This window comes from Rhodococcus sp. NPDC057014, from assembly GCF_042673295.1.
Lineage (GTDB): Bacteria > Actinomycetota > Actinomycetes > Mycobacteriales > Mycobacteriaceae > Rhodococcus_F.
This window is the reverse complement of record NZ_JBHUSF010000051.1, coordinates 15,748-37,935: the sequence shown is the minus strand read 5'-3', so window position 1 is coordinate 37,935 and position 22,188 is coordinate 15,748. Positions and strand designations below refer to the sequence as shown.

The following is a 22,188-nucleotide window of genomic DNA, read 5'->3' as shown; positions in this document are numbered from 1 at the left end:
CTGCGAGAGCTCGCCCTCGCAGAGGTGCCGCGCTGCTGCATAGGGCGCGTCGGGCGACGGGATGCGTGCTGTACGCGTACCGGCAGACGTTTCGCGGGGCTCGTGGCGTAACCCGTTACGGAAAAGTATGTCCGCCATACCTCCCGATCGAACGCGTGCCGACTGCCCGACCGGCCCAGTGTCTCCGGTCTGCGAGCATGGGTGTACGTGCTCGCAGACCGGTGACCGACTCCTCGTCGATTAGGGGGCGGCGAATCCGGCGTCGGCGAGCACCCTCTGTCCGGTCGGTCCGGTCACGAACGTAGTGAATTCCTGTGCGGTGGGCTTGTTCTGCGAGTACTTCAGTACCGCGATCGGGTAGGTGGTCACCACACCGGAGGCGAATACCTCACCGTCGCTGCGGTGTAGCCCTGCGGCTTGCGCGGCCTCGACGTGCCGTCGCGCCGTTTTGCGATCCATCCGCGGTGCGCCGCGATCGTACGCAAACGCGGCGGCCGAGACCCGGTCACCCCGAGCCGGATCCGGAGCACTTCCTCGACTTCATTCACGTTGATCTCCCGAAACACTATACCCGTCCGGCCTTCGTGACCGGGAAGCCGATACGACGATCAAACTGGCCATCCGACGAGACTCCGGCGCGACGCGTCGGGGTGGTCGCATAACTCGAAATCCGAGTGGTCCCGTGAGAGTGGCAGAAATCAGGTCAGACCGGGGGCACTGATACCGCAATTCGCCTCGGCGATATCCGACCAGGGAGCAGTCGGCGTGAAAACCCACCGTGACCGAGTCGCATACTCTCGACAGTCAGACCGGCCGAGCTGCCTTGTCTTTTCGCTTCGTCACCTCCCCCCGACGATGCCGCTGTCGAGGAGTTTGGCGACGTCGGAGTCGGAGCTGCCGAGGAGGTCGCGGAGGACGCTGCCGGTGTCGTCGCCGACGGCGGAGGCGGGTGCCACGGTGGCGTGGTGTCCGTCGAAGGATGCCGGGTGGCCGGAGGCGAGGTAGGTGCCGATCCGCGGCTGCTCGAGCGGGGTGAACATCGGGTTGTCTTCGAGTTCCCCGGATGTCACGAGTTCCTCGAACGTGCGGTAGCGCTCGGCGAGGACGGACGTCTTCGCGAGTGCTTCGGACACTTCGGCTGCGGTGTGTTCGCGGAACCAGCGGGTGAACAGCGCGGTGAGGACGTCGCGGTGGGTGAAGCGGTCGGCTTCGCGCGCGAAGTCGGCGTCGAGTGCGGTGGCGAGTGCGTCCACCGCGGCGGTGGTTCCGGTGACGGCTACGAGGTCGCGGAAGTGCCGCGGGGTGAGGGCCACGATCATGAACCGGGCACCGTCGCTGGTGGTGAAATCCGTTCCGTACGTGCCGTAGACGGAGTTGCCGGTCCCTTGCCTGCCGGTGCCGTTGATCTGCACCTCGGTGAGGTATCCGAGGGTGCCGGCGGTGGCGAGCGCGACGTCCTCGAGCGGCAGGGAGATACGGGTGCCCTCGCCGGTGGCGTCGCGGTGGCGGGCCGCGGAGGCGACGGCCAGCGCGGCGTACAGCCCGCACGCCACGTCCCAGGCGGGGAGAACGTGGTTGACGACGCCGGCATGATCGGCGGGACCGGTGATGGAGGGGAAGCCGAGTCCGGCGTTGACGGTGTAGTCGACGCCGGGGGAACCGTCACGGCCACCGAGGATTTCGAGGGTGATGACGTCGGAGCGGAGCGCGCTCAGTGTGTCGTGGGAGAGCCAGTCACGACCTCCCGCGTTGGTGACGAGAATTCCGCCGCCCGCGCCGGGGGCCGCGACCAGTTGCTGGACGAGCCGCTGCCCCTCGGGGTTGCGCATGTCGACGGCCACGGACCGCTTGCCGCGGTTGAGGCCGGTCCAGTAGATGCTCTCGCCGTCGCCCGTGATCGGCCAGCGGTTGTAGTCGGCGGCGCCGCCGATGGGGTCGATCCGGATGACCTCGGCCCCCAGCTGGGACAGGGTCAGTCCGCACAGGGGCGACGCGATGAAACTGGAGACCTCGACGATCCGAAGTCCGGCGAGGGGAGTGTGGGCGGTCACGAGAGATACTCCTTGCATGGTGGAGGTCAGGCCATGAGGGCGGTGAAGCGCCAGTCGAGGACGGGGACGTCGGACGCTGTGGCGTTGTGCGCGAACACCAGTGAACGCAGATGCAGTATTCCGCCGCCGCCGGGCAACTCCTCGGCGCTCTCGATTTCGAGTTCGCTGGTGAGGGTGTCGCCTTCGTGGACGGGACCGGTGTGGTCGCAGGACTTCCAGCCCAGGACCGTGACGAGGTTCGGCAGGGCGCGCGTGGCCTGCCCGAGCGCGATGCCGATGGTGTGCCCGCCGTAGACCAGTCGTCCGTCGGCGCCGACCCGTTCGTCGTGGTGGGTTGCCGCGATGTTGAGGGTGAGGCGCGCCAGTTCGGGGGCGCTCGACACCACGTCGCCGCTACTCCGCAGCACGGATCCGGCGAGGTCGGCCGAGAAGTGCTGCCCGGGAACCGTGTCGCGGTAGCGGGCGAGGTCCCAGCCCTCGGGGGCGGCGAACGACTGCTCCGACTGCGGCCCGATCGCGGACAGGTCGTCGGACTTGCGGACGCGGTCCTCGTCGGGGTTCGCGCTCAGCGGGAGCATCGCGCAGCGGTAGAAGTCGAGGACGGTGCGGCCGTCCTGGTCGGTCGACGTCATCCGCAGAGCCGCCAGCCCGGTGGGTTTGCGTCCCGGTTTCGCCGAGTTCTCCCGCAGTCCCACCACTTCGGTGCGCGTGTAGAGCGTGTCGCCGAGATGCGGGAAGTGATGGAAACGGAGGCCGCGGTAGAACAGGTTGGCCTTCACGTGGTGAGTGGCCAGCGTGGACTGTCCGATGGCGACGTCGGTGACGAGGCCGGGGTTCGCGACGGCGTCGGCGGACCCGGTGACGGCCCGGGACAGGTGCGCGTCGAGGGGCAGCCGCAGGCGGTCGCCGAGGATGGCTTGGTGGGCGGCGGCGAGGCCGCCGGTGAGGGTGACGGCGGGGGCGGTGTCGAATACCTGCCCGACCTCGAGTTCGTCGAAGTACGGGCCACCGACGTACGTCTGCGTGATCGTCACCGGGCACCTACCTGGGCGAGAACACGTCGTGCCGCGACAGCGACGGCCTCGTCGAGCATCTGCCCGTCGAGTTGCGCCGCCCCGGCGCCCGCGGCCTCGGCGGCGGCGAGTGCGTCGATCACGCGTCGCGCATCCTCGACCGCGGTGTCGGTGGGGGTGAAGGCCGCGGCGGCGGACTCGACCTGCGCGGGATGGATGACCCATTTTCCGTCGAACCCGAGCGCGCTGGTCCACGCGGCCGAGTGGCGGAACGCGTCGTCGTCGGCGATGCCGAGGAACGGGCCGTCGATCGCCTGGATGCCGGCGGCGCGGGCGGCGACGAGGATGCCGTCCTGGATCGCGAGCCAGTGCTCGGGGAGGACGGTGCGGGACCGGCCGAGGGCCGCCCCGAGATCGGCGTAGCCGATGATGACGGACTCGAGCCGGGCGACGGCGCGGGTGATGTCGGCGATGTTCTGCACGCCGACCGGGGTTTCGACGAGAGCCTGCAACCCGATGTCGGTACCGGTGAGAGCCTGATCGGCGCGGACCAGATCCTGCGCCGTCTCCACCTTGGGCACCACGATGCTCGTGAGCGCGGCGCCGAGGGAGGCGCAGAGGGCGAGGTCGTCCTCCGCCCACGGCGTGGTCAGCGCGTTGATGCGGACCGCGACGGCCCGGGAGCCGTCCGATTCGAGTACGAGGCGGCGCACGAGGTCGCGAGCCTCGGCCTTCTTCGCGGAGGCGACGGCGTCCTCGAGGTCGAGGACCACCTCGTCGGCGGTCGACCCGAGCGCCTTGAGGGCCTTGCGCTCGTCGGATCCGGGGGCCACCAGAACGGCGCGCCTGCGGGTGAGGTTCTGCACGATGCTTCATTCCTAGGGTCCGGGAGCCCGGGTGGGGCTGGATATGTACGGCCAGCCTGATGCGGCTGCGCTGCTGATGCTGGCAGCGACGCAGCGGTCATGTCAAGACCGATCGTTGACTTTAGGCAGACATTGTCGGAGTATGGCCGTACAAATGTTGTGGAAAGTGTGAGGTGGATTCATGGCCAAGCTGAACGAGGAAGAGGCGTACCTGGTCGAGACGGTGCGCGCGTTCATCGATCGCGACGTGAAGCCGACGGTGCAGGCGGTGGAACACGCCAACGAGTACCCCGAGAAGTGGATCGAGCAGATGAAGCAGATCGGGATCTACGGTCTGGCGGTCCCGGAGGAGTACGGCGGATCACCGGTGTCGATGCCCTGCTACGCGCAGGTGACGCAGGAACTGGCCCGCGGATGGATGAGCCTCGCCGGTGCGATGGGCGGGCACACCGTCGTCGCGAAACTGCTGTCGCTGTACGGCACGGAGGAGCAGAAGCAGCAGTACCTGCCGAAGATGGCGACCGGCGAGATCCGGGCCACGATGGCGCTGACCGAGCCCGGTGGTGGTTCGGATCTGCAGGCCATGTCCACCACCGCCAAGGCGGACGGTGACGATCTGGTGATCTCCGGTTCCAAGACCTGGATCTCCAACGCCCGTCGGTCCGGGTTGATCGCGTTGCTGTGCAAGACCGATCCGCAGGCGACCCCCAAGCACCGGGGCATCTCCATCGTCCTGGTCGAGCACGGCCCCGGTCTGACGGTGTCGCGGGATCTGCCCAAGCTCGGCTACAAGGGTGTCGAGACGTGTGAGCTGTCGTTCGACGGGTACCGGATTCCGGCGTCGGCGATCCTCGGCGGTACCCCGGGCAAGGGGTTCGGGCAGATGATGAAGGGTCTGGAGACCGGGCGCATCCAGGTGGCGTGCCGTGCGCTGGGTGTGGCCACGGCGGCGCTCGAGGATTCCCTGGCCTACGCGCAGCAGCGGGAGAGCTTCGGGCAGCCGATCTGGAAGCACCAGTCGATCGGCAACTACCTGGCCGACATGGCGACCAAGCTGACCGCGGCCCGGCAGCTGACCTGGCATGCGGCGGAGCAGTACGACAGCGGCGACCGGTGCGACATGGAGGCCGGCATGGCGAAGCTGTATGCGTCGGAGGTGGCGATGGACATCGCCCTCAACGCGGTGCGGATCCACGGTGGTTACGGCTATTCCACCGAGTACGACGTGGAGCGCTACTTCCGCGACGCCCCGTTGATGATCGTCGGCGAAGGCACCAACGAGATCCAGCGCAACGTCATCGTCTCGCAGTTGGTGTCGCGAGGCGGCATCTAGTCGGCAACCTGCACGTAGGATCGGTGCGCGATGAACGGTAGGGAACGAGAACGAGACACGGAGCCGGCGTACCAGCTGGTGTCGAGGCAGCTCCGCGAGCACATTGCTGCAGGCAAGTACAGCGGCGGGATCAAGCTGCCCACCGAATTCGAGCTCGCGGACCAGCACGGCGTCAGCCGGCAGACCGTTCGTCGCGCATTCCAGGACCTGGTGGCCGAGGGCATCGTCTACCGGGTCCCGGGCCGGGGCACGTTCGCCGCCGAGTCCGACGGCCGATACCTGCGGCAGCTGGGGTCGATCGAGGATCTGATGAACCTGTCCACGGACACCACCATGGAGGTGGTCACGCCCCTGCGCCGCCGGGTCGACATCGAGGCGGCGAGCAGGCTCCGCCTCGACACCGACCTCGTCAACACGGTCGTGTTCCGGCGACGCCACGACGACACCCCGTTCGTGCTGACCACCGTCTACCTGCCCGACGAGATCGCCCGGTTCGTCGCCGACGCACCCGAGATGTCCGAGGGCGCCGTCAGCTCGCACACGATCATCGGCCTGCTCGAACCGCACCTGCGGAGCCCCATCACCGAGGCCGCGCAATCGATCACCGTCGCGCCGGCGCCGGCGGACGTGGCCCGCGAACTCGGCTGCTCCGAGGGCCACTCGATGCTGCGGGTCGACCGCCTCTACTCCGACTCGGACGGGCGGACCGTCGAATTGGCGGTCAGCTACTTCCTGCCCGAGCATTACACCTACCGCGTGACCCTCCGCCGCGGCGGACGCTGACCTCGCTGCTCGGGCTCGACGATCCACGGTCTACGTGTCGGCCGGGGCGGTGCCCGAGCCCCAGCTTCCGAACTGCTCCACCACGCCCCACAGCGGGTCGGTGGGGCCGATGTCGTACGTGCACTCGGCGGGCCGGGGGTCCGGGACGAACGCCCACAGCAGCGCCCCGGCCGCTCCCGCGTCCCGCTGCCCCTGGATCTTGGCGCCGATGTGCGACGCCCGGTCCTCGATGGCGGCGCACGATCCGGCGAGTTCGCCGATCTCGCCCACCAGGAGCGGTTTGCCGAGTGCGGCAGCCTGTTCGAGGCGCCGCGCGAGCCCGTTCCACTGATCGCCGGGCAGCGGAACGCCGTCGGCGCCGTAATCGTGGTATTGCACGACGTCGACATACGGTGACGCCGAGACGAATTGGTACTCGTCGCCCTGGGTTCCGCACTGGCCGCCGCCGGTGAAACCCGCCGTGATCAGCGTGCGTGGATCACGCGCCCGCACCTCGGCGCCCGCGGCGTCGAAGAAGTCACGCAGCACCTGTGCCGCACCGGGCTCGCACGACCGGGTCCACCACGAGCAGTCGGCGTCGGTGCACGTGCTCGTCTCCGGCTCCCCGACGAGTTCCCACGCCGCGAGCGACGGCGAACCCTTGAACCGGTCGACGGCCGTGCGCGTCCAGTCCCGGAAACTCATCAGCGTGCGGGGCGCACCCGGCGTCATCGTCGTCCAGCCGTCCACGTACCACTGCCTGCCCTTGAACACCCCGTCCTCGCACGCCCCGTCCTGAGGTGCGAGCACCGGGATCAGCATCTGGTCGTGCGCCTCGGCCACCGCGAACACGGCGTCCATCGCCCCGAAGTCCAGCTGTCCGGTGAAGCGGTTGATCGCCAGCGCCTGGAAGAGGTTGAACCGGGTTAGCGAGTGCGGTGGGAGCGCGGAGAAGTAGGAGTCGAGGTCGACCATTGCGCCGCACCCCCAATTGACCGACCAATTCGTGGCCAATTGGTAGGCGTTGAACCCGGTCGGCCACCAGGGTTGCCCGTCGAGCGCGAACCCGTCGGACGAGGCCGTGACTCGGGCCCCGGGCGCGGGAGCGGCAGCCGACACGAAGCCACCTCCCAGCGCCGTCAGAGCGGCGGTCGCGATCACCGCGGCCAGCTTCGTGATGCGCGTCACCGTCATGAATGAATAGTAGGGACCGGTCGGTACGAATGGTGGCCCGTTCCGCGCCTCGAGCGACCGTCCAGTCCCCCTGACAGGGGACGACGCCTCGAACTTCACCCCCTCGACCCGATAGTGTGCACGGCGGGGGCAAGCGCACGTCATCACCGAGAATTCGCAGAGGTTTACATTGTCGAGTCCCGAAAACGACGCCGAGCTCGCAGGCCGCGTCCAGCGCCTGCTGCAGTTCCTGCGTGAGATCGTCCGGGCTCGTACAAAGCCGGTTCTCCGCGTCGACCAGCACGAACAGGTCGAATGGCTGCATCAGGACGGCCGGACCATCCCACTCGATCCCGACGCCGCGCAGGGCGACATCGTTCTGCGTGTGCCCCTCATCGGCGTCGAGGATCCGCCGGAACTACCGACCGTCCTGGCCGGCTGGGTAGACGCGTCCGCCCGCGCCGACAGCTCGCGGTCCGACCTCGAGCTGAACGCGTCCGACGCGTACGCCGAGGACGCCGACGAGGAATACGACGTGCGCCGGGCGTACGACGTCCGGCAGGCGTTCGACGCCTACGTCCCGCGGTGGCAGGCGTGGGCGAAGGCGGATCGGGAGCGTCGCCCGCACGCCGATCTGTACCAGTCGCTGCAGCGGATGCTGCAGGAGCTGAACGCCCGCCCCGAGTCGATCGAACTCGTGCTCGCGTCCGGACTGCTGACCCTGGCGGGTGCGGGACCGGACGACGGCGTCCAGACACACCTGGTCACCCAGTCGGCGAGCATCCACCGCGATCCGCGGACCGGCGACCTGCTGGTGCGACTGATCGCGGGCTCCCAGCCCCGGCTCGAAGACTCCCAGTTGTTCACCGGACTGGACGTCTACGACAGCGCGCACGCGATGCCGCTGCAGAAGCGACTGCAGGACACCGTCACGTCGCCGCTGAGCGACGGCGTCCGCGCACTGCTCGCGGAGTGGGCGCCGAAATCGCTGACGGCGTACGTCGCCGTGCGGGACGACGTGCGGCAGCCCGTCGGCCACGAGGACGGCACTGTCACGCTGTCGCCCGCCCTGGTGCTGCGCAAACGCAGCGCGTTCGCCCTGGTCGAGTACTACGAGCAGATGATCTCCCACCTCGACGGCGACGGCGCAACCGTCCCGCTCGGGCTCGCCCAGCTGGTCGAGGCGATCGAACCGGCGGACCGGCTGTCGTGGCTCGAGCGCACCGGCGCCGCCACCTCGCAGTCGCTCGCCGAAGACCCGCTGTTCCCGCTCCCGGCGAACGCCGAGCAGTCACAGATCATCGAGCGGCTCGGCGGCGACAGCGGAGTGGTGGTCGAGGGCCCACCCGGGACCGGCAAGACCCACACCATCGCCAACCTGGTGTCGGCGCTGCTCGCGCGCGGCCAGCGGGTGCTCGTCACGAGCGAGAAGGCGCAGGCGCTCCGCGTCCTGAGGGACAAGCTCCCGCCCGAGATGCAGGAACTCTGCGTCTCGATCACGGACCTGTCCCGCGGCGGCTCGGACGAGCTCACCCGCAGTGTGGCGACCATCGCCGAACGGAAGTCGTCGTTCAACCCGCACAGCGAGGGCCAGAAGATCGCCGACCTCCGCGCCCAGCGGGACGAGGCCGTGCAGAAGCGGGCCGTCGTGCTCGAGCAGGTGAAGGCGCTGCGCGAGTCCGAGACGTACCAGCATGACGCGGTCGCCGACGGCTACGAGGGCACCGCCGCCACCATCGTCCGCAAGGTCATGGGCCTGCAGGACGCGTTCGAGTGGCTTCCCGGACCGCTGCTGAGCGAGCAGCCGCCCCTCACCGGCACCGAGGTCGAGACCCTGCGCCGGCTGTGCGTGACGGCGTCCCCCGAGCGCGCGCAGCGGGCACGCCAGACGCTTCCCGCGCTGGACTCCCTGCTGCCGAACCGGGCCGAACTCGAACGGCTCTGCTCGCGCGCGTCGACCAGCATCCCCATCGACACCCCGCAGTCGGCGCATCTGCTCGAAGTCCTCGGCGGCGTCGATCCGGAGACCGCGTACTCCATCCGCAGGCACTGCAAGGAACTGCAGGCCCGCGCGCACGACGTCCTCGACCTGGACGGTCAGTTCCAGAGCCTCGCCGACACCGTGCTGTCCGGCCGGGCCACCCATCTGTGGGGTCGCCTGGACGCGCTGCCCGCGATCGTCGAGGCGGCCGCCGCCGCCGACCGGTACATCGGTGCGCAGGACGTCCAGTGCGCCGTCATGACCCGGCCCGCCCTGCAGGCGGTGGGTGCGCTCGCCGTCGCGATGGAATCCGGCACCGTCGAATGGAAGACCCGGTTCCGTCGCAGCGACGAGCAGAAGGCCGTCGAAGAGCTCGGCCTCGACGCCACCGTCGACGGCGTACCCGCCACGACCGCCGCCACCGTGCGGCTCGTGACCGAGCACCTGCGCGCCCACGACGCCGCGCAGACCGCCGCGACTTTGCTGGCCGATCTGCGGATTCCGGTGGACATGAACGGGTCTCGTGCCGTTCAGGTCGACAGCCTCAACATGATCGTCGGCCGGGTGGCCCGCGTGCGCGCCCTCCTCGTCGCCCGCGACGCGCTGGCCCGTGAACTGTTCGCGCTGTCCCCGAACGCGCCGCGGATCCGTAACCTCGCGGACGCCACCGCGGTGGCCGGGGCCGCAGAGGCCATCACCACCCGCGCCGACGTGGACAGTGCGCGTGCGGAACTCGACACCATCGTCTCGGCCGTCTCCACCGAGGTCGACGCGGGACCCTCACCCGAAGGCGCCGCCCTGGTGGCGGCGCTCGACCAGGCCGACAACGCCGCCCTCTCCGAGGCACTCACCCGGTACGCGATCGCCCGCGTCGAACAGCAGGATCAGCGGCTGTTCGACGAGTTGTCCGACCGGCTGTCACCCGTCGCGCCGGCACTGTACGACCTGGTGCGCAGGACGGCGGCGCTCACCGAGTGGGACGAGATGAGCTGGCAGATGTCCGAGGCCTGGGCATGGCGACGCGCCCGCCAATGGGTCACCGAGCAGCACCGGGCCGGTCGTGAGCAGGAACTCGAAGCCGAACTCAACGCCGTCGACGCGGATCTCGCGCATCTGACCGCGCGGCTCGCGGCGGCCACCGCCTGGCGCGACTGCCTCGAACACCTGACGGCCGACCAGGTGCGAGCACTGCAGACGTACCGCGAGCACATCTCGAGCATCGGTGCAGGCGCCGGAAAGTATGCCGAGAAGTACCGCAGCGCAGCACGATCCGCGATGGGGGAGGCGCAGGGCGCGGTGCCCGCATGGGTGATGCCGCTGCAGCAGGTCCTCGCGTCCATCCCGCCCGTGCCGGGCAGCTTCGACGTCGTCATCGTCGACGAGGCGAGCCAGGCCGACATCACCAACCTGTTCCTGCTGTGGCTGGCGCCGCGGGTCATCGTCGTCGGCGACGACAAGCAGTGCGCCCCCGCCGACATCCCCACCAGCGGCACCCTCGACGACGTGTTCACCCGCCTGGACGCGTACCTGCCCGACCTCCCCGAGTACGTCCAGGCGACGCTCACGCCGCGGTCGAGTTTGTTCTCGATCCTGCGCACCAGCTTCGGGCAGGTGGTCCGGCTCCGCGAGCACTTCCGCTCGATGCCCGAGATCATCAACTGGTCGAGCACCCAGTTCTACGGCGAACTGCCGCTGGTCCCGGTGCGGCAGTTCGGCGCGGACCGGCTTCCGCCGCTGAAACATACGTACGTATCCGAGGCCTTCGTGTCGGGCAAGGACGCGACCCTGACCAACCACGTCGAGGCCGCCGCCCTCGTCGATCAGCTCATCGAATGCCTCGTCGACCCCCGCTACGACGGCAAGACGTTCGGAATCGTCGTGCTGCAGGGGCAGTCCCAGGTCGACGCCATCCGCACCGAACTCGTCAAACGCATCGGCATCGAACAGTGGGAGCAGCGGCGACTGCGCGTCGGGACACCGCCCGACTTCCAGGGCGACGAACGGAGCGTCGTCTTCCTGTCGATGGTCGTGGGACCGGAACAGAACTTCGCGCCGCTGACCGCGAACCAGTACAAGCGGCGGTTCAACGTGGCGGCGTCACGGGCGCAGGATCAGCTGTGGCTGTTCCACTCCGTGACCGTCGACGAACTGAAGCGGGCCGACCTGCGCAACTCCCTGCTCAGCTACATGATGTCGACGTCGCCGGCGCCGGCCGACCCGATGCCGCAGAACGTCGACCGCGACGTGCGGATCCCCCCGTTCGACAATCTCCTCGAACAGCGGGTGTTCAACGACATCGCCGAACGCGGCTACCACGTCAATTCCCAAGTCGAGGTGAACAATCGGCGCATCGACCTCGTCGTCACCGGCGGCACCATGAGGCTCGCCGTCGAATGCGACGGCGACGCGTTCTCGACCACCCCGGAACAGCGGATTGCGGACCTCGAACGCGAGCAGGAACTCAAGCGGTGCGGCTGGACGTTCTGGCGCGTCCGCGAATCGGAGTACTACCTCGACCCGAAGGCCGCCCTGTCGAGTCTGTGGGAGACGTTGGACAACCTGGGCATCGCCCCGCACGCGGTCGATCACGCGATGGCCATCGAGGCCGCCGCCGCCGAACGCGCGGCGCGCGACGCGGCAGCAGCGACCGAGCGCGGGAAGCACGCGGCGCCCGTGAGTACTTATTAACGTCGGGCGGTTAAGAAGTGCTCACGGGCCGTAGGCATATGGAGTTCACCGTCGCCGACGAGAAGTCGGGGCCGTACGCGATCACGTGCGGACCCGACGGTGCCCTCTGGTTGACGCTCGTCCACGCCGGCCGGATCGCGCGCCTCACCGTCGAAGGCGACGTCGCCACCTATCCGCTCGATACCGACGATTGCGGGCCCACGATCATTACACCGGGCCCCGACGACGCTTTGTGGTTCACGCGATTTCGCGACCACCGGATCGGGCGAATCACGCTCGACGGCGCGGTCGACTCCTTCCCGACTCCGACCCCGGGCAGCGGCCCGTTCGGCATCGTCACCGGCCCGGACGGTGCGTTGTGGTTCACCGAGACGAGCGCCGACAGGATCGGGCGGATCACCACGGGCGGACGGATCACCGAGTTTCCGCTGCCCACGTCCGGCGGGTTTCCTTCGGCGATCACGGCAGGTCCGGACGACGCGCTGTGGTTCACCCTCAACCAGGCGAATGCGATCGGACGTATCGACGTCGCCGGCAACGTCGCGGTGCATTCTCTGCCCACTTCCGACGCTGGGCCCGTAGGGATCACCCGCGGAACCGACGATGCACTGTGGTTCGTCGAGATCGGGGCTGGGCAGATCGGCCGGATCTCCGTCGACGGCCGGATGGACGAGTTCCCGCTACCAGACCGCTCGGCCCGACCTCACGCCATCGTCGCCGCCCCCGACGGCGGTTGCTGGTTCACCGAATGGGGCGCAAATCGGATCGGGCACATCGGGTCGGGCGGGGCAATCACCGAATACGATCTGCCGACACCGTCTTCGGAGCCACACGGGATCGTCGTGGGACCGGAAGATGAGGTCTGGGTTGCGCTGGAGATCGGCCGAGTGTGCGCTTCGCACCCGTGAGTACTTGTTAACGTCCCGCGGTTAACAAGTACTCACGGGCGCGGCTGAGCACGACTGTCGCCACGGAACTCGGCGATGACGTCGTCGCCGCGGCGGACGGTGACGTCGTAGAGGCCGTTGCGCCCGAAGCGGGCCCGCTCCACGGCCTCGGCGACGAGGGTGTCGCCGAGGCGGGTGGAGGCGAGGAACCGGATGTCGGCGCGGGCGGCGACCGCGGCAGTGTCGTACCCGTTGCACGCCATCGCGAATGCGGTGTCGGCGAGGGTGAACACGAAGCCGCCGTGGGTGATGCCGTGACCGTTGACCATGGTCTCACCCACGACCATCGACGCGACCGCGTGACCGGGGCTGAGCTCGAGGATCTGGATGCCGAGCGCGCGGGACGCGTTGTCTGCCTCGAACATTTCCCGCGCGATACGGCATTCCGCGGACGCGTCGACAGTCATGGTTCTCCTACTGGTTGTAGACGGATTCTTCTTCTTGGACGTACATAGTGACGCCGCCGGTGGCGAAGTTGCGGACGTCCTTGCCCGCCTGCTTCATCTCCTCGGACTGCAACCCGGACTTCATGGTCTCGGCGTCGGGGAAGATGAGGCTCGCGACGGCGTAGTACGGCGGTGTCCCACCGTCGAGGGCGCTGCACTTGCCCCACGTGAAGTCGGACAGGCCGGGGACCTTGCGTGCCAGCGGCATATGGGTGTCGCGGTAGTAGGCGTCGAACGCGTCGGGGTCATCGGGTTGGCCGTAACAGACGGCGACCTTGTAGCTCATGCATCTTCTCCTTTGGCGACGAGAGTGAGTACGTCGTACGTTGCGACGGGGTCGCCGTCCTGGTTGACGACGACTGCATCCCAACGGACTTCACCGTAGTCGGCGCTGCTGCGCGGGGTGATGAGCTTCGCGGTGAGGGTGACGGTGAGGCTGTCGTCGGCCTTGACGGGGGTGAGGAACCGGAGGTTGTCGACGCCGAAGTTGGCGAGGACGGGACCGGGGTTGGGTTCGACGAACAGGCCGGCGGCGAGGGAGACCACCAGGTACCCGTGGGCGACGATGCCCCCGAACAGCGGGTTGGCGGCGGCGGCCTCGGGGTCGGTGTGCGCGTAGAACGTGTCGCCGGTGAACTCGGCGAAGTGGTCGATGTCGGCAAGGGTGACCTGGCGGGGGCCGCCGACGATGGTGTCGCCGATCCGCAACTGCGCGAGGTTCTTCCGGAACGGGTGGACGCCGTCGTCGTTGCGCTGGGAGCCGGTGACCCACTTGTTCCCGACCGCGGTGAGGATGTCGGGGGTGGCCTGGACCGCGGTGCGCTGCATGTGGTGCAGGATGCCGCGGATGCCGCCGAGTTCCTCGCCGCCGCCTGCGCGGCCGGGTCCGCCGTGCACGAGGACCGGCAGCGGTGAGCCGTGGCCGGTGGATTCCTTGGCGTCGTCGCGGTTGAGGACGAGGACGCGGCCGTGGAACGGGGCGAGGCCCAGCACGATGTCGCGGGCGAGTGCGGAATCGCGGGTGACGAGGGAGGCGACGAGGCTGCCCTTGCCGCGGGCGGCAAGTGCGATGACCTCGTCGGTGCTGTCGTATCCGATGACGGTGCTGACGGGACCGAACGCCTCGATGTCGTGGGGTTCGGCGGCGTCCTTGTCGTCGGAGCGCAGCAGGATCGGCGGCAGGAACGCGCCGGTGGCCTTGTCGGCGCCGACGACGTCGAAGTTCTCCGGGTCACCGACGACGATCTGCGCCGACTTGGTGAGGCCGCGGAGCGACTTCAGCACCTCGTCGCGCTGCTCGAGGCTGGCGAGCGCACCCATCGTGACGCCTTCGGCGTCGGGGGCGCCGACGACGACGCGGGACAGCCGGGCCTCGGCCGCGGCGATGACATCGTCCATCAGCGCGGACGGCACGAGGGCGCGCCGGATGGCGGTGCACTTCTGGCCGGCCTTCACCGTCATCTCGGTGACGAGTTGCTTGACGTAGAGGTCGAATTCTTCGCTGCCCGGTTCGACGTCGGCGCCGAGGATGGACGCGTTGAGCGAGTCGGCCTCGGCGTTGAAGTGGACGCCCTCGCCGACGACGTTGGGGTGCGCCCGCAGGGTGGCGGCGGTGTCGGCGGATCCGGTGAACGCGACGGAGTCCTGCCCGCCGAGGTGGTCGAGGAGGCCGCGGGCGCTCCCGGACAGCAGCTGGACGGAACCCTCGGGCAGCAGCCCGGATTCGATGATGCGCCGGAACACGAGTTCGGTGAGGTACGCCGACTGGCTCGCGGGCTTCACGATCGACGGGACGCCGGCGATGAACGCGGGGGCGAGCTTCTCGAGGAAACCCCACACGGGGAAGTTGAACGCGTTGATCTGGACGGCGACGCCGCGGCGCGAGGTGTAGACGTGCTGGCCGAGGAACGTGCCCTTCTTGCCGAGCTGTTCGAACGCGCCGTCGAGGTAGACGGTGTCGTTGGGGAGTTCGCGGCGGGCCTTGCTCGCGTAGCTGAGGAGGGTGCCGAAGCCGCCGTCGATGTCGACGCCGGAGTCGCGTTTGGTGGCGCCGGTCGAGGTGGACAGGGCGTAGAACTCGTCCTTGCCCGCCATGAGCGTCAGCGCGAGCGCTTTCAGGGCGGCGGCGCGCTCGTGGAAGGTCAGCTTCGCGAGGGCCGGTCCGCCGACCTCGCGGGCGTAGGTCACCATCTCGCCGAGGTCGAGACCGGTCGCGGAGATGCGCGCCACCTCGGAGCCGTCGACCGCGCTCAGCAGCGGGGTTCCCTCGTCCGGCGCGGTGTACCAGCGTCCGGCGGCGTAGCTTTCCAGTAACTTGCTCACGACAACTCCATTTCACCGTACGTTCGGTCGGTTAACAGAATCGTCGCTCTACCCGCTGGTTGTCAAGGGAGGATGTGAAGTTTCCCATCGCTACCTGCCCTTGCGTACCGACCGAAGATTCGGTTATTAATAGACGGCACCCCCGTGAAGGAGAAGACTGTGGCCGAAGTGTTTCTGGTGGACGGAGCCCGTACCCCGCAGGGTCGGTACGGCGGAGCGCTCGCAGGAGTGCGCCCCGACGACCTTGCGGGTCTGGTCGTGGCCGAGGCGGCCCGCCGGGCGGGTATCCCGGGCGAGGCCGTCGACGAGGTGATCCTCGGTGCCGCGAACCAGGCGGGCGAGGACAACCGCGACGTCGCGCGGATGGCGGTGCTGCTCGCGGGCCTGCCGGACAGTGTCCCCGGCTACACGGTGAACCGGCTGTGCGCGAGTGGTCTGACCGCCGTCGCGTCGGCCGCGCACACCATCCGCAGCGGCGAGGCCGACATCGTGATCGCCGGCGGCGTCGAATCCATGACCCGCGCACCGTGGGTGATGGCCAAGCCCGGCACCCCGTGGGCACGTCCGGGGGAGGTGGCCGACACCTCGCTCGGCTGGCGGTTCACGAACCCCCGGTTCACCGCCGCCGACCGCGACGTGCCGGCCGGTGCCGGACCGGAGGTCCGCAAGGTGACGTTGTCGATGGGTGAGACGGCCGAGGAGGTCGCCGCGCTCGAGGGCATCACCCGCGCCGAGAGCGACGCGTTCGCGCTGCGCAGCCAGGAGCGGGCGATCGCCGCCGTCGACGCCGGCCGGTTCGACCGCGAGATCGTCCCGGTGCCGCTGCGCGAGGGGGAACTGACCGCCGACGAAACCCCCAGGCGGGGCACCACCCTGGAGAAGCTGGGCACGCTGAAACCGGTGTTCCGCCCCGGCGGCATCGTCACCGCCGGCTCGTCGTCGTCGCTGTCGGACGGTGCCGCGGCCCTCGTCGTCGCGAGCGAGGCCGCCGTCGAGCGGTACGGCCTGACCGTCCGCGGCCGCATCGTCACCAGCGCCAGCGCGGGCATCGCCCCCCACCTCATGGGTCTGGGTCCGGTCCCGGCCACCCGGAAGGCGCTGGCCCGCGCCAACTGGTCGATCTCCGACCTCGGCGCCGCCGAACTCAACGAGGCCTTCGCCGCGCAGTCGCTCGGCGTGATCCGGCAGCTCAAGCTCGACGAGAGCATCGTCAACGCCGACGGCGGCGCCATCGCGCTCGGTCACCCGCTGGGCTGCTCGGGTGCGCGGATCCTGCTGACGCTGCTCGGCCGGATGGAACGCGAAGGCGCCCGCCGCGGCCTGGCCACGCTGTGCGTGGGCGTCGGCCAGGGCGTCGCGATGCTGATCGAGGCGCCGTGAACACGCTGAAGGTCGAGGACCGCGACGACCGCATGGTCGTCACGCTGCACCGGCCGGCGCAGCGCAACGCGATCAACGCGGAGATGATCGCCGAACTGCACCAGGTGTGCGCGGCGGTGGAGGCGACGCCGAAGCCGCTGCTGCTGACCGGCGAGGGCGAGCACTTCGCGGGCGGCGCCGACATCGCCGAACTGCGCGAGCGTGGCCGTGACGAGGCGTTCGCCGGCATCAACCGCACCCTGTTCGACCGGATCGCGAAGCTGCCGCTGCCCACCGTCGCCGCGGTCAGCGGATACGCGCTCGGCGGCGGCGCCGAACTGTCCTACGCCTGCGACATCCGCATCGCCACCGAGACCGCGGTGTTCGGGAACCCCGAACCCGGCCTGGGCATCATGGCCGCAGCAGGCGCGAGCTACCGGCTGCCGGAACTGGTCGGCACGTCCGTCGCCAAGCAGGTCCTGCTCGGCGGCCGGAACCTCGACGCCGACGCGGCGCTGCGCTGCGGGCTCGTGATGGACGTCGTCCCCGCCGGCGAGCACATCGATGCCGCGCACAAGGTCATCGACCGCATCACACGTTCGGCGCCGCTGGCCCTGAAGCTGACCAAGATCATCGTCGACGCCCCGGGCTCGCACCCGTTCGCCGACGACATCGCGCAGGCGGTGCTGTTCGAGAGCAGTGACAAACACGACCGCATGACGGCCTTTCTGGAGAAGAAGAGATGACGAGCACAGCACCGAAGAATGTCGGCGTGGTCGGCGGCGGCCGGATGGGCGCGGGCATCGCGCAGGTCTTCGCCACCCTCGGCTCCACCGTCACCATCGCCGAGAGCGGCGACCGGCAGGCGGCCCTGCAGCGGGTGTCCGACGGACTCGACCGGGCGCACGAGCGCGGCAAGCTCGGTGACGTCGACCCCGCGACCATCCTCGGACGGGTGTCGACGGTAGAGGCGCCCGATGCACTCCCGCCCGCCCTGGACCTGGTGGTCGAGGCGGTGCCGGAACTGGTCGACCTCAAACTGTCGGTGCTGGCGCTGGTCGAGAAGACCGTGTCGCCCGCCACCGTGATCGCGACCAACACGAGCTCGATCTCCATCGCCGAACTCGGCGGTGCGCTGAACGATCCGGCCCGCCTGATCGGGATGCACTTCTTCAACCCGGTCCCGGCGTCGACGCTCGTGGAGATCGTGCGGGCCCCCGCCACCGACGCCGGGGTGGTCGAGAAGGTGCGCGAGTGGGTGTCCCTGCTCGGTAAGACCGAGGTGCTCGTCAACGACTCCCCGGGCTTTGCCACCAGTCGGCTCGGGGTGTGTCTCGGGCTCGAGGCGATCCGGATGCTCGAGGAGGGCGTCGCCGACGCCGAGTCCATCGACCGGGCCATGGAGCTGGGATACCGGCATCCGATGGGGCCGCTGCGGTCCACCGACCTGGTCGGCCTGGACGTCCGGCTCGCGATCGCCGAGCATCTCGCGAAGACGCTCGGCGAGCGGTTCGCCCCGCCCGCTCTGCTCCGCGAGAAGGTCGCGCGCGGTGAACTCGGCCGCAAGACCGGCCAAGGCTTCTACACCTGGTCCTGAGAGGCCACCCACCACAACCAGCAGGAGGCGCATTCTCATGAGCAGTAACGACGTGATCGGACTTTCCGTTGACGCGGGACTGGCCACCATCACCCTGAGCCGGGCGGGCGCGTCCAACGCGCTCGACCGCGCGGTGAAGGAACAGTTGCTCGCCGCGGTCGAGAAGGTGGCCGGCGACGACAGCGTGCGTGCCCTGCTGCTGGCGGCGGAGGGGAAGAACTTCTGCGTCGGCCAGGACCTGGCCGAGCACGTGGCCGGTCTCGAGGCCGATCCCGCACACGCGATGGACACCGTCGCCGAGCACTACAACCCGCTGCTCCGGGCCCTGGCCGGGGTCCGGGTGCCGGTGATCGTCGCGATCAACGGGGCGTGCGTCGGGGCGGGACTCGGCATCGCCCTCGCCGGGGACATCCGGATCGCAGGGGAGGGCGCCAAGTTCGCCACCGCGTTCACCGGGATCGCCCTGGCCGGGGACTCCGGACTCAGTCACACGCTCGTCGAGGCGCTCGGGGCGAGCCGCGCGACGGGGCTGATGATGCTCGGCGACCGGTTCACGGCCGCGCAGGCGCTGGACTGGGGGCTGGTGCACCGGGTGGTGCCCGACGCCGAACTCGGGGACGCGGCCGCCGCGCTGGCGCGGCAGCTCGCCGACGGTCCCACGGCCGCGTATGCGCAGGTCAAGTCGCTGGTCTCGGCGGCGTCTGCCGGGCTGTCGGAGGCGCTCGAGCGGGAGCGTGAGGCCGCGGAGCAGCTCGGGCAGTCGAAGGATCACCGCAGTGCGGTCGACGCGTTCCTGGCGAAAACCGCGCCCACCTTCGAAGGACACTGACGTAATTCGGCTCCCGCCCTTGTGTGGGCGGGGGCTGACATGCATACTTGATACCAACCGATCATTCGGTAATAGAGGTAGGACATATGACCACGTCACACGCTTCCGATGAGCTGCAAACGCTCTTCGATGACACCATCGCCGCCGACCAGAGGGTCGAGCCCCGGGACTGGATGCCCGACGGCTACCGCAAGACGCTGATCCGGCAGATCGCGCAGCACGCGCACTCGGAGATCATCGGCATGCAGCCGGAGGGCAACTGGCTCACCCGGGCGCCGTCCCTGCGCCGCAAGGCGATCCTCATGGCGAAGGTCCAGGACGAGGCCGGGCACGGCCTGTACCTGTACTCGGCCGCGGAGACGCTCGGAGCCGACCGCGCCGACCTCACCCAGAAGCTGATCGAGGGCAAGCAGAAGTACTCCTCGATCTTCAACTACCCGACGCTCACCTACGCCGACGTGGGGGTCATCGGCTGGCTGGTCGACGGCGCCGCGATCTGCAACCAGGTGCCGTTGTGCCGCAGCTCGTTCGGGCCGTACGCCCGCGCGATGATCCGGGTCTGCAAGGAGGAGTCGTTCCACCAGCGGCAGGGCTTCGAACTGCTGATGACGATGATGCGCGGCAGCGACGCCCAGCGGGAGATGGTGCAGGAGTCGGTGAACCGCTGGTGGTGGCCGGCGCTGATGATGTTCGGACCGCCGGACGACCAGTCGCCGAACTCCGAGCAGTCCATGAAGTGGCGCATCAAGCGGCACACCAACGACGAACTCCGTCAGCGGTTCGTCGACATGTCCATCCCGCAGGCCGAGGTCCTCGGCGTGACGTTCCCGGATCCGGACCTGAAGTGGAACGCCGAACGCGGCGCCCACGACTTCGGGGAGCCCGACTGGAGCGAGTTCATGCAGGTGATCAAGGGCAACGGCGCCTCGAGCGTCGAGCGCGTCGCCAACCGGCGGGCAGCACACGAGAACGGGGCGTGGGTGCGGGAGGCCGCAACGGCCTTCGCCCGCCGCGAGAGCAACAAGGAGAACGCACGATGAGCACGGACGACACCGCGGTGCGCGCGGACTGGCCCCTGTACGAGGTGTTCCTGCGGGGCAAGCGCGGACTCAACCACGTCCACGTCGGATCCCTGCACGCCGCCGACGACGAGATGGCCGTCCGCCACGCGCGGGACGTGTACACCCGGCGCAACGAGGGTGTGAGCATCTGGGTGGTGCGGTCCAGTGCGATCGTGGCGTCCAGCCCGTCGGAGAAGGACCCGTACTTCGCGCCCAGCGGCGACAAGGTGTACCGGCACCCCACGTTCTACGAGATCCCCGACAACGTTCCCCACATGTGATCCGGCCCAGACCGTTTCGCAGGCCGACGAGAATTCCGAGGATGTACCGATGACCGACCACGACAACGCCTACGACGGCCTCGTCGACGAAGACAGCCACGGCCAGTGGGCTTTCGGCACCAGCTTCGACGACCCCCTGGCCGGCGTCGACACCACGGTTCCGGGTGACGTCGACCTCGCCGCCCTGGCCGGCTACTGCCTGATGCTCGGCGACGACGCGCTGATCAGCTCGCAGCGGCTCGCCGAGTGGAGCACGCGCGCACCGGAACTCGAGGAGGAGGTGGCGCTCGCGAACGTCGGCCTCGACCTGCTCGGTCAGGCGCGACTGCTGCTCGCCCGGGCGGCCGCCGCGGACGCGTCCGTCGTGCCGTTCATCTCGGACACGAGCCCGATTCCCGCCGAGGACGCGCTCGCGTTCTTCCGCGACGAGAACCGGTTCCGCAACACCCGGCTGGCCGAACTCGACAACGGCGACTTCGCGCAGACCGTTACGCGACTGCTGGTCTTCGCCACGTGGCGGCTGGCCCTGTTCGACCGCCTGCGCACCTCCCGCGACCCCGTTCTCGCGGCGGTCGCGGTGAAGGGTGTCAAGGAACTCACCTACCACCGCGACTACGCCGCCCGGTGGGTGGTGACGCTCGGTTGCGGTACGGCGGAGTCGAAGTCGCGCATGGAGGACGCCCTCGCCCGGGTGTGGCCGTACGTCGAAGAACTCTTCACCCCGACCACCGAGGAACTCGCCCTCGCGGGTGTGGGTGTCGGCGTCGACCCGCGGGACCTCCGTGAGGAGTTCGACACCGTGCTCGCCCAGGTGCTGAAGGCCGCGGAACTCACCGCCCCCACGGGCCGCACCGTCGGCACCGTCGGCGGCCGGGCCGGACGTCAGGGCCTGCACACCGAGGCCCTCGGACTGCTGCTTGCCGAGATGCAGAGCGTGGCCCGGGCCCATCCGGAAGGAGTGTGGTGACATGACCACCGCAGTGCGCAGCGACGCCCGCCGCCTCGCCGAGTCCGTCCTGGACCCGGAGATGCCGATGCTCACGCTCGCCGACCTGGGAGTGCTCCGCGACGTCGAGGAGCACGCCGACGGATCGGTGGTCGTGACCATCACCCCCACCTACTCCGGGTGCCCCGCCATGGCCACCATGCGCGACGACATCGAGCACACCCTGCAGGACGCCGGTTTCGGCCACGTCGAGGTCCGGACCGTCCTCACCCCGCCGTGGAGCACCGACTGGATCAGCGACGACGGCCGGCGCAAGCTGCGCGAGAACGGCTACTCGACACCCGGTCCCGCGCCCCTGCGCACGTCCGGTCCCGTTCCGCTGACCCTCACCGTCAAGCCGCGGGCCGTGACGTGCCCGGTGTGCCACTCCGCCAACACCCGTCTCGACTCGGAATTCGGGGCGACGCTGTGCAAGGCCCTGTATCGGTGCCTCGACTGCCTCGAACCCTTCGATCACGTGAAGGAAATCTGAT

The 22,188-nt window shown here is 69.3% G+C and carries 20 protein-coding genes; 12 read left to right on the top strand and 8 right to left on the bottom strand.

The genetic code is table 11. From position 1 onward, the window contains the following. Positions 1 to 240: 240 nt before the first annotated feature. The 4 genes from ACFTZB_RS13425 to ACFTZB_RS13410 all read right to left on the bottom strand — a co-directional run bounded on the left by ACFTZB_RS13425 (position 241) and on the right by ACFTZB_RS13410 (position 3,930). Positions 241 to 459: a substrate-binding domain-containing protein gene (locus tag ACFTZB_RS13425; protein ID WP_378432153.1), complete on the bottom strand. Its 219-nt coding sequence runs from the start codon at positions 457 to 459 to the stop codon at positions 241 to 243. 380 nt (positions 460 to 839) lie between these two features. Continuing rightward, positions 840 to 2,051 (bottom strand): CoA transferase, encoded by a 1,212-nt coding sequence (locus ACFTZB_RS13420; RefSeq protein ID WP_378432152.1) that lies wholly within the window; start codon positions 2,049 to 2,051, stop codon positions 840 to 842. Between the two features lie 26 nt (positions 2,052 to 2,077). Next, on the bottom strand, positions 2,078 to 3,085 hold the full coding sequence (locus ACFTZB_RS13415) for a MaoC family dehydratase (RefSeq protein WP_378432150.1): 1,008 nt from the start codon (positions 3,083 to 3,085) through the stop codon (positions 2,078 to 2,080). Then, positions 3,082 to 3,930, bottom strand: a complete 849-nt coding sequence (locus tag ACFTZB_RS13410; protein WP_378432149.1) for an HpcH/HpaI aldolase/citrate lyase family protein — start codon at positions 3,928 to 3,930, stop codon at positions 3,082 to 3,084. The genes ACFTZB_RS13415 and ACFTZB_RS13410 overlap by 4 nt, the downstream gene beginning before the upstream one ends. 181 nt (positions 3,931 to 4,111) lie before the next feature. Here ACFTZB_RS13410 and ACFTZB_RS13405 point away from each other — a divergent pair, with 181 nt between their 5' ends. Together ACFTZB_RS13405 and ACFTZB_RS13400 are read left to right on the top strand one after the other, a co-directional pair. Continuing rightward, a complete protein-coding gene (locus tag ACFTZB_RS13405; protein ID WP_378432148.1) occupies positions 4,112 to 5,263 on the top strand; it encodes an acyl-CoA dehydrogenase family protein in 1,152 nt (383 codons plus the stop codon). A gap of 30 nt (positions 5,264 to 5,293) precedes the next feature. Continuing rightward, a complete protein-coding gene (locus ACFTZB_RS13400; protein ID WP_378432147.1) occupies positions 5,294 to 6,046 on the top strand; it encodes a GntR family transcriptional regulator in 753 nt (250 codons plus the stop codon). Positions 6,047 to 6,076: 30 nt separating this feature from the next. Here ACFTZB_RS13400 and ACFTZB_RS13395 read toward each other — a convergent pair whose 3' ends face one another. After that, a complete protein-coding gene (locus tag ACFTZB_RS13395; RefSeq protein ID WP_378432146.1) occupies positions 6,077 to 7,219 on the bottom strand; it encodes a beta-mannosidase in 1,143 nt (380 codons plus the stop codon). A gap of 169 nt (positions 7,220 to 7,388) precedes the next feature. Between ACFTZB_RS13395 and ACFTZB_RS13390 the strand changes: the two genes are divergently transcribed. Together ACFTZB_RS13390 and ACFTZB_RS13385 are read left to right on the top strand one after the other, a co-directional pair. After that, the gene (locus ACFTZB_RS13390) at positions 7,389 to 11,867 is read left to right on the top strand and encodes an AAA domain-containing protein (RefSeq protein ID WP_378432145.1); all 4,479 of its coding nucleotides are present in this window, start codon (positions 7,389 to 7,391) and stop codon (positions 11,865 to 11,867) included. Positions 11,868 to 11,905: 38 nt separating this feature from the next. Continuing rightward, positions 11,906 to 12,775: a virginiamycin B lyase gene (locus ACFTZB_RS13385; protein WP_378432144.1), complete on the top strand. Its 870-nt coding sequence runs from the start codon at positions 11,906 to 11,908 to the stop codon at positions 12,773 to 12,775. 32 nt (positions 12,776 to 12,807) lie between these two features. On the opposite strand, the gene paaI is transcribed toward ACFTZB_RS13385, so the two are convergent. From paaI to paaZ, 3 genes are read right to left on the bottom strand one after another with little or no spacing between them, the layout of a single operon-like run. Beyond that, on the bottom strand, positions 12,808 to 13,221 hold the full coding sequence (gene paaI, locus ACFTZB_RS13380) for a hydroxyphenylacetyl-CoA thioesterase PaaI (RefSeq protein WP_378432143.1): 414 nt from the start codon (positions 13,219 to 13,221) through the stop codon (positions 12,808 to 12,810). 7 nt (positions 13,222 to 13,228) lie between these two features. After that, the gene (locus tag ACFTZB_RS13375; protein ID WP_378432142.1) at positions 13,229 to 13,546 is read right to left on the bottom strand and encodes an EthD family reductase; all 318 of its coding nucleotides are present in this window, start codon (positions 13,544 to 13,546) and stop codon (positions 13,229 to 13,231) included. Next, positions 13,543 to 15,582, bottom strand: coding sequence for a phenylacetic acid degradation bifunctional protein PaaZ (paaZ, locus tag ACFTZB_RS13370; protein WP_378432140.1), 2,040 nt, complete (start codon positions 15,580 to 15,582; stop codon positions 13,543 to 13,545). The genes ACFTZB_RS13375 and paaZ overlap by 4 nt, the downstream gene beginning before the upstream one ends. A gap of 159 nt (positions 15,583 to 15,741) precedes the next feature. Here paaZ and ACFTZB_RS13365 point away from each other — a divergent pair, with 159 nt between their 5' ends. From ACFTZB_RS13365 to paaD, 8 genes are all read left to right on the top strand, one after another. Then, entirely contained in the window at positions 15,742 to 16,962 is a 1,221-nt protein-coding gene (locus tag ACFTZB_RS13365; protein ID WP_378432139.1) for a thiolase family protein, read from the top strand. Beyond that, complete coding sequence (locus ACFTZB_RS13360) at positions 16,959 to 17,687, top strand: enoyl-CoA hydratase/isomerase family protein (RefSeq protein WP_378432138.1); 729 nt, start codon at positions 16,959 to 16,961, stop codon at positions 17,685 to 17,687. The genes ACFTZB_RS13365 and ACFTZB_RS13360 overlap by 4 nt, the downstream gene beginning before the upstream one ends. After that, positions 17,684 to 18,538: a 3-hydroxyacyl-CoA dehydrogenase family protein gene (locus tag ACFTZB_RS13355; protein WP_378432137.1), complete on the top strand. Its 855-nt coding sequence runs from the start codon at positions 17,684 to 17,686 to the stop codon at positions 18,536 to 18,538. The genes ACFTZB_RS13360 and ACFTZB_RS13355 overlap by 4 nt, the downstream gene beginning before the upstream one ends. Before the next feature lie 37 nt (positions 18,539 to 18,575). Continuing rightward, on the top strand, positions 18,576 to 19,367 hold the full coding sequence (locus ACFTZB_RS13350) for an enoyl-CoA hydratase-related protein (RefSeq protein WP_378432136.1): 792 nt from the start codon (positions 18,576 to 18,578) through the stop codon (positions 19,365 to 19,367). A gap of 86 nt (positions 19,368 to 19,453) precedes the next feature. Beyond that, positions 19,454 to 20,407 carry a 1,2-phenylacetyl-CoA epoxidase subunit PaaA gene (paaA, locus tag ACFTZB_RS13345; protein WP_072936988.1) on the top strand — a complete coding sequence of 318 codons (954 nt, stop codon included), beginning with the start codon at positions 19,454 to 19,456 and terminating at the stop codon, positions 20,405 to 20,407. Next, positions 20,404 to 20,709 carry a 1,2-phenylacetyl-CoA epoxidase subunit PaaB gene (gene paaB / locus ACFTZB_RS13340; RefSeq protein ID WP_012689784.1) on the top strand — a complete coding sequence of 102 codons (306 nt, stop codon included), beginning with the start codon at positions 20,404 to 20,406 and terminating at the stop codon, positions 20,707 to 20,709. Before paaA ends, paaB begins: the two co-directional genes overlap by 4 nt. 49 nt (positions 20,710 to 20,758) lie before the next feature. Then, entirely contained in the window at positions 20,759 to 21,676 is a 918-nt protein-coding gene (gene paaC / locus ACFTZB_RS13335) for a 1,2-phenylacetyl-CoA epoxidase subunit PaaC (protein ID WP_276140602.1), read from the top strand. A 1-nt stretch (position 21,677) separates the two neighbouring features. Next, positions 21,678 to 22,187 (top strand): 1,2-phenylacetyl-CoA epoxidase subunit PaaD, encoded by a 510-nt coding sequence (paaD, locus tag ACFTZB_RS13330; RefSeq protein ID WP_378432133.1) that lies wholly within the window; start codon positions 21,678 to 21,680, stop codon positions 22,185 to 22,187. The last annotated feature ends 1 nt before the right edge of the window (position 22,188 follow it).

What these genes read in the sequence shown, in the direction of transcription:
- ACFTZB_RS13425 (WP_378432153.1), bottom strand. Translation starts at nt 459, where the DNA reads ATGGATCGCAAAACGGCGCGACGGCACGTCGAGGCCGCGCAAGCCGCA.
- ACFTZB_RS13405 (WP_378432148.1), top strand. Translation starts at nt 4,112, where the DNA reads ATGGCCAAGCTGAACGAGGAAGAGGCGTACCTGGTCGAGACGGTGCGC.
- ACFTZB_RS13400 (WP_378432147.1), top strand. Translation starts at nt 5,294, where the DNA reads ATGAACGGTAGGGAACGAGAACGAGACACGGAGCCGGCGTACCAGCTG.
- ACFTZB_RS13395 (WP_378432146.1), bottom strand. Translation starts at nt 7,219, where the DNA reads ATGACGGTGACGCGCATCACGAAGCTGGCCGCGGTGATCGCGACCGCC.
- ACFTZB_RS13385 (WP_378432144.1), top strand. Translation starts at nt 11,906, where the DNA reads ATGGAGTTCACCGTCGCCGACGAGAAGTCGGGGCCGTACGCGATCACG.
- paaI (WP_378432143.1), bottom strand. Translation starts at nt 13,221, where the DNA reads ATGACTGTCGACGCGTCCGCGGAATGCCGTATCGCGCGGGAAATGTTC.
- ACFTZB_RS13375 (WP_378432142.1), bottom strand. Translation starts at nt 13,546, where the DNA reads ATGAGCTACAAGGTCGCCGTCTGTTACGGCCAACCCGATGACCCCGAC.
- ACFTZB_RS13355 (WP_378432137.1), top strand. Translation starts at nt 17,684, where the DNA reads ATGACGAGCACAGCACCGAAGAATGTCGGCGTGGTCGGCGGCGGCCGG.
- ACFTZB_RS13350 (WP_378432136.1), top strand. Translation starts at nt 18,576, where the DNA reads ATGAGCAGTAACGACGTGATCGGACTTTCCGTTGACGCGGGACTGGCC.
- paaA (WP_072936988.1), top strand. Translation starts at nt 19,454, where the DNA reads ATGACCACGTCACACGCTTCCGATGAGCTGCAAACGCTCTTCGATGAC.
- paaB (WP_012689784.1), top strand. Translation starts at nt 20,404, where the DNA reads ATGAGCACGGACGACACCGCGGTGCGCGCGGACTGGCCCCTGTACGAG.
- paaC (WP_276140602.1), top strand. Translation starts at nt 20,759, where the DNA reads ATGACCGACCACGACAACGCCTACGACGGCCTCGTCGACGAAGACAGC.
- paaD (WP_378432133.1), top strand. Translation starts at nt 21,678, where the DNA reads ATGACCACCGCAGTGCGCAGCGACGCCCGCCGCCTCGCCGAGTCCGTC.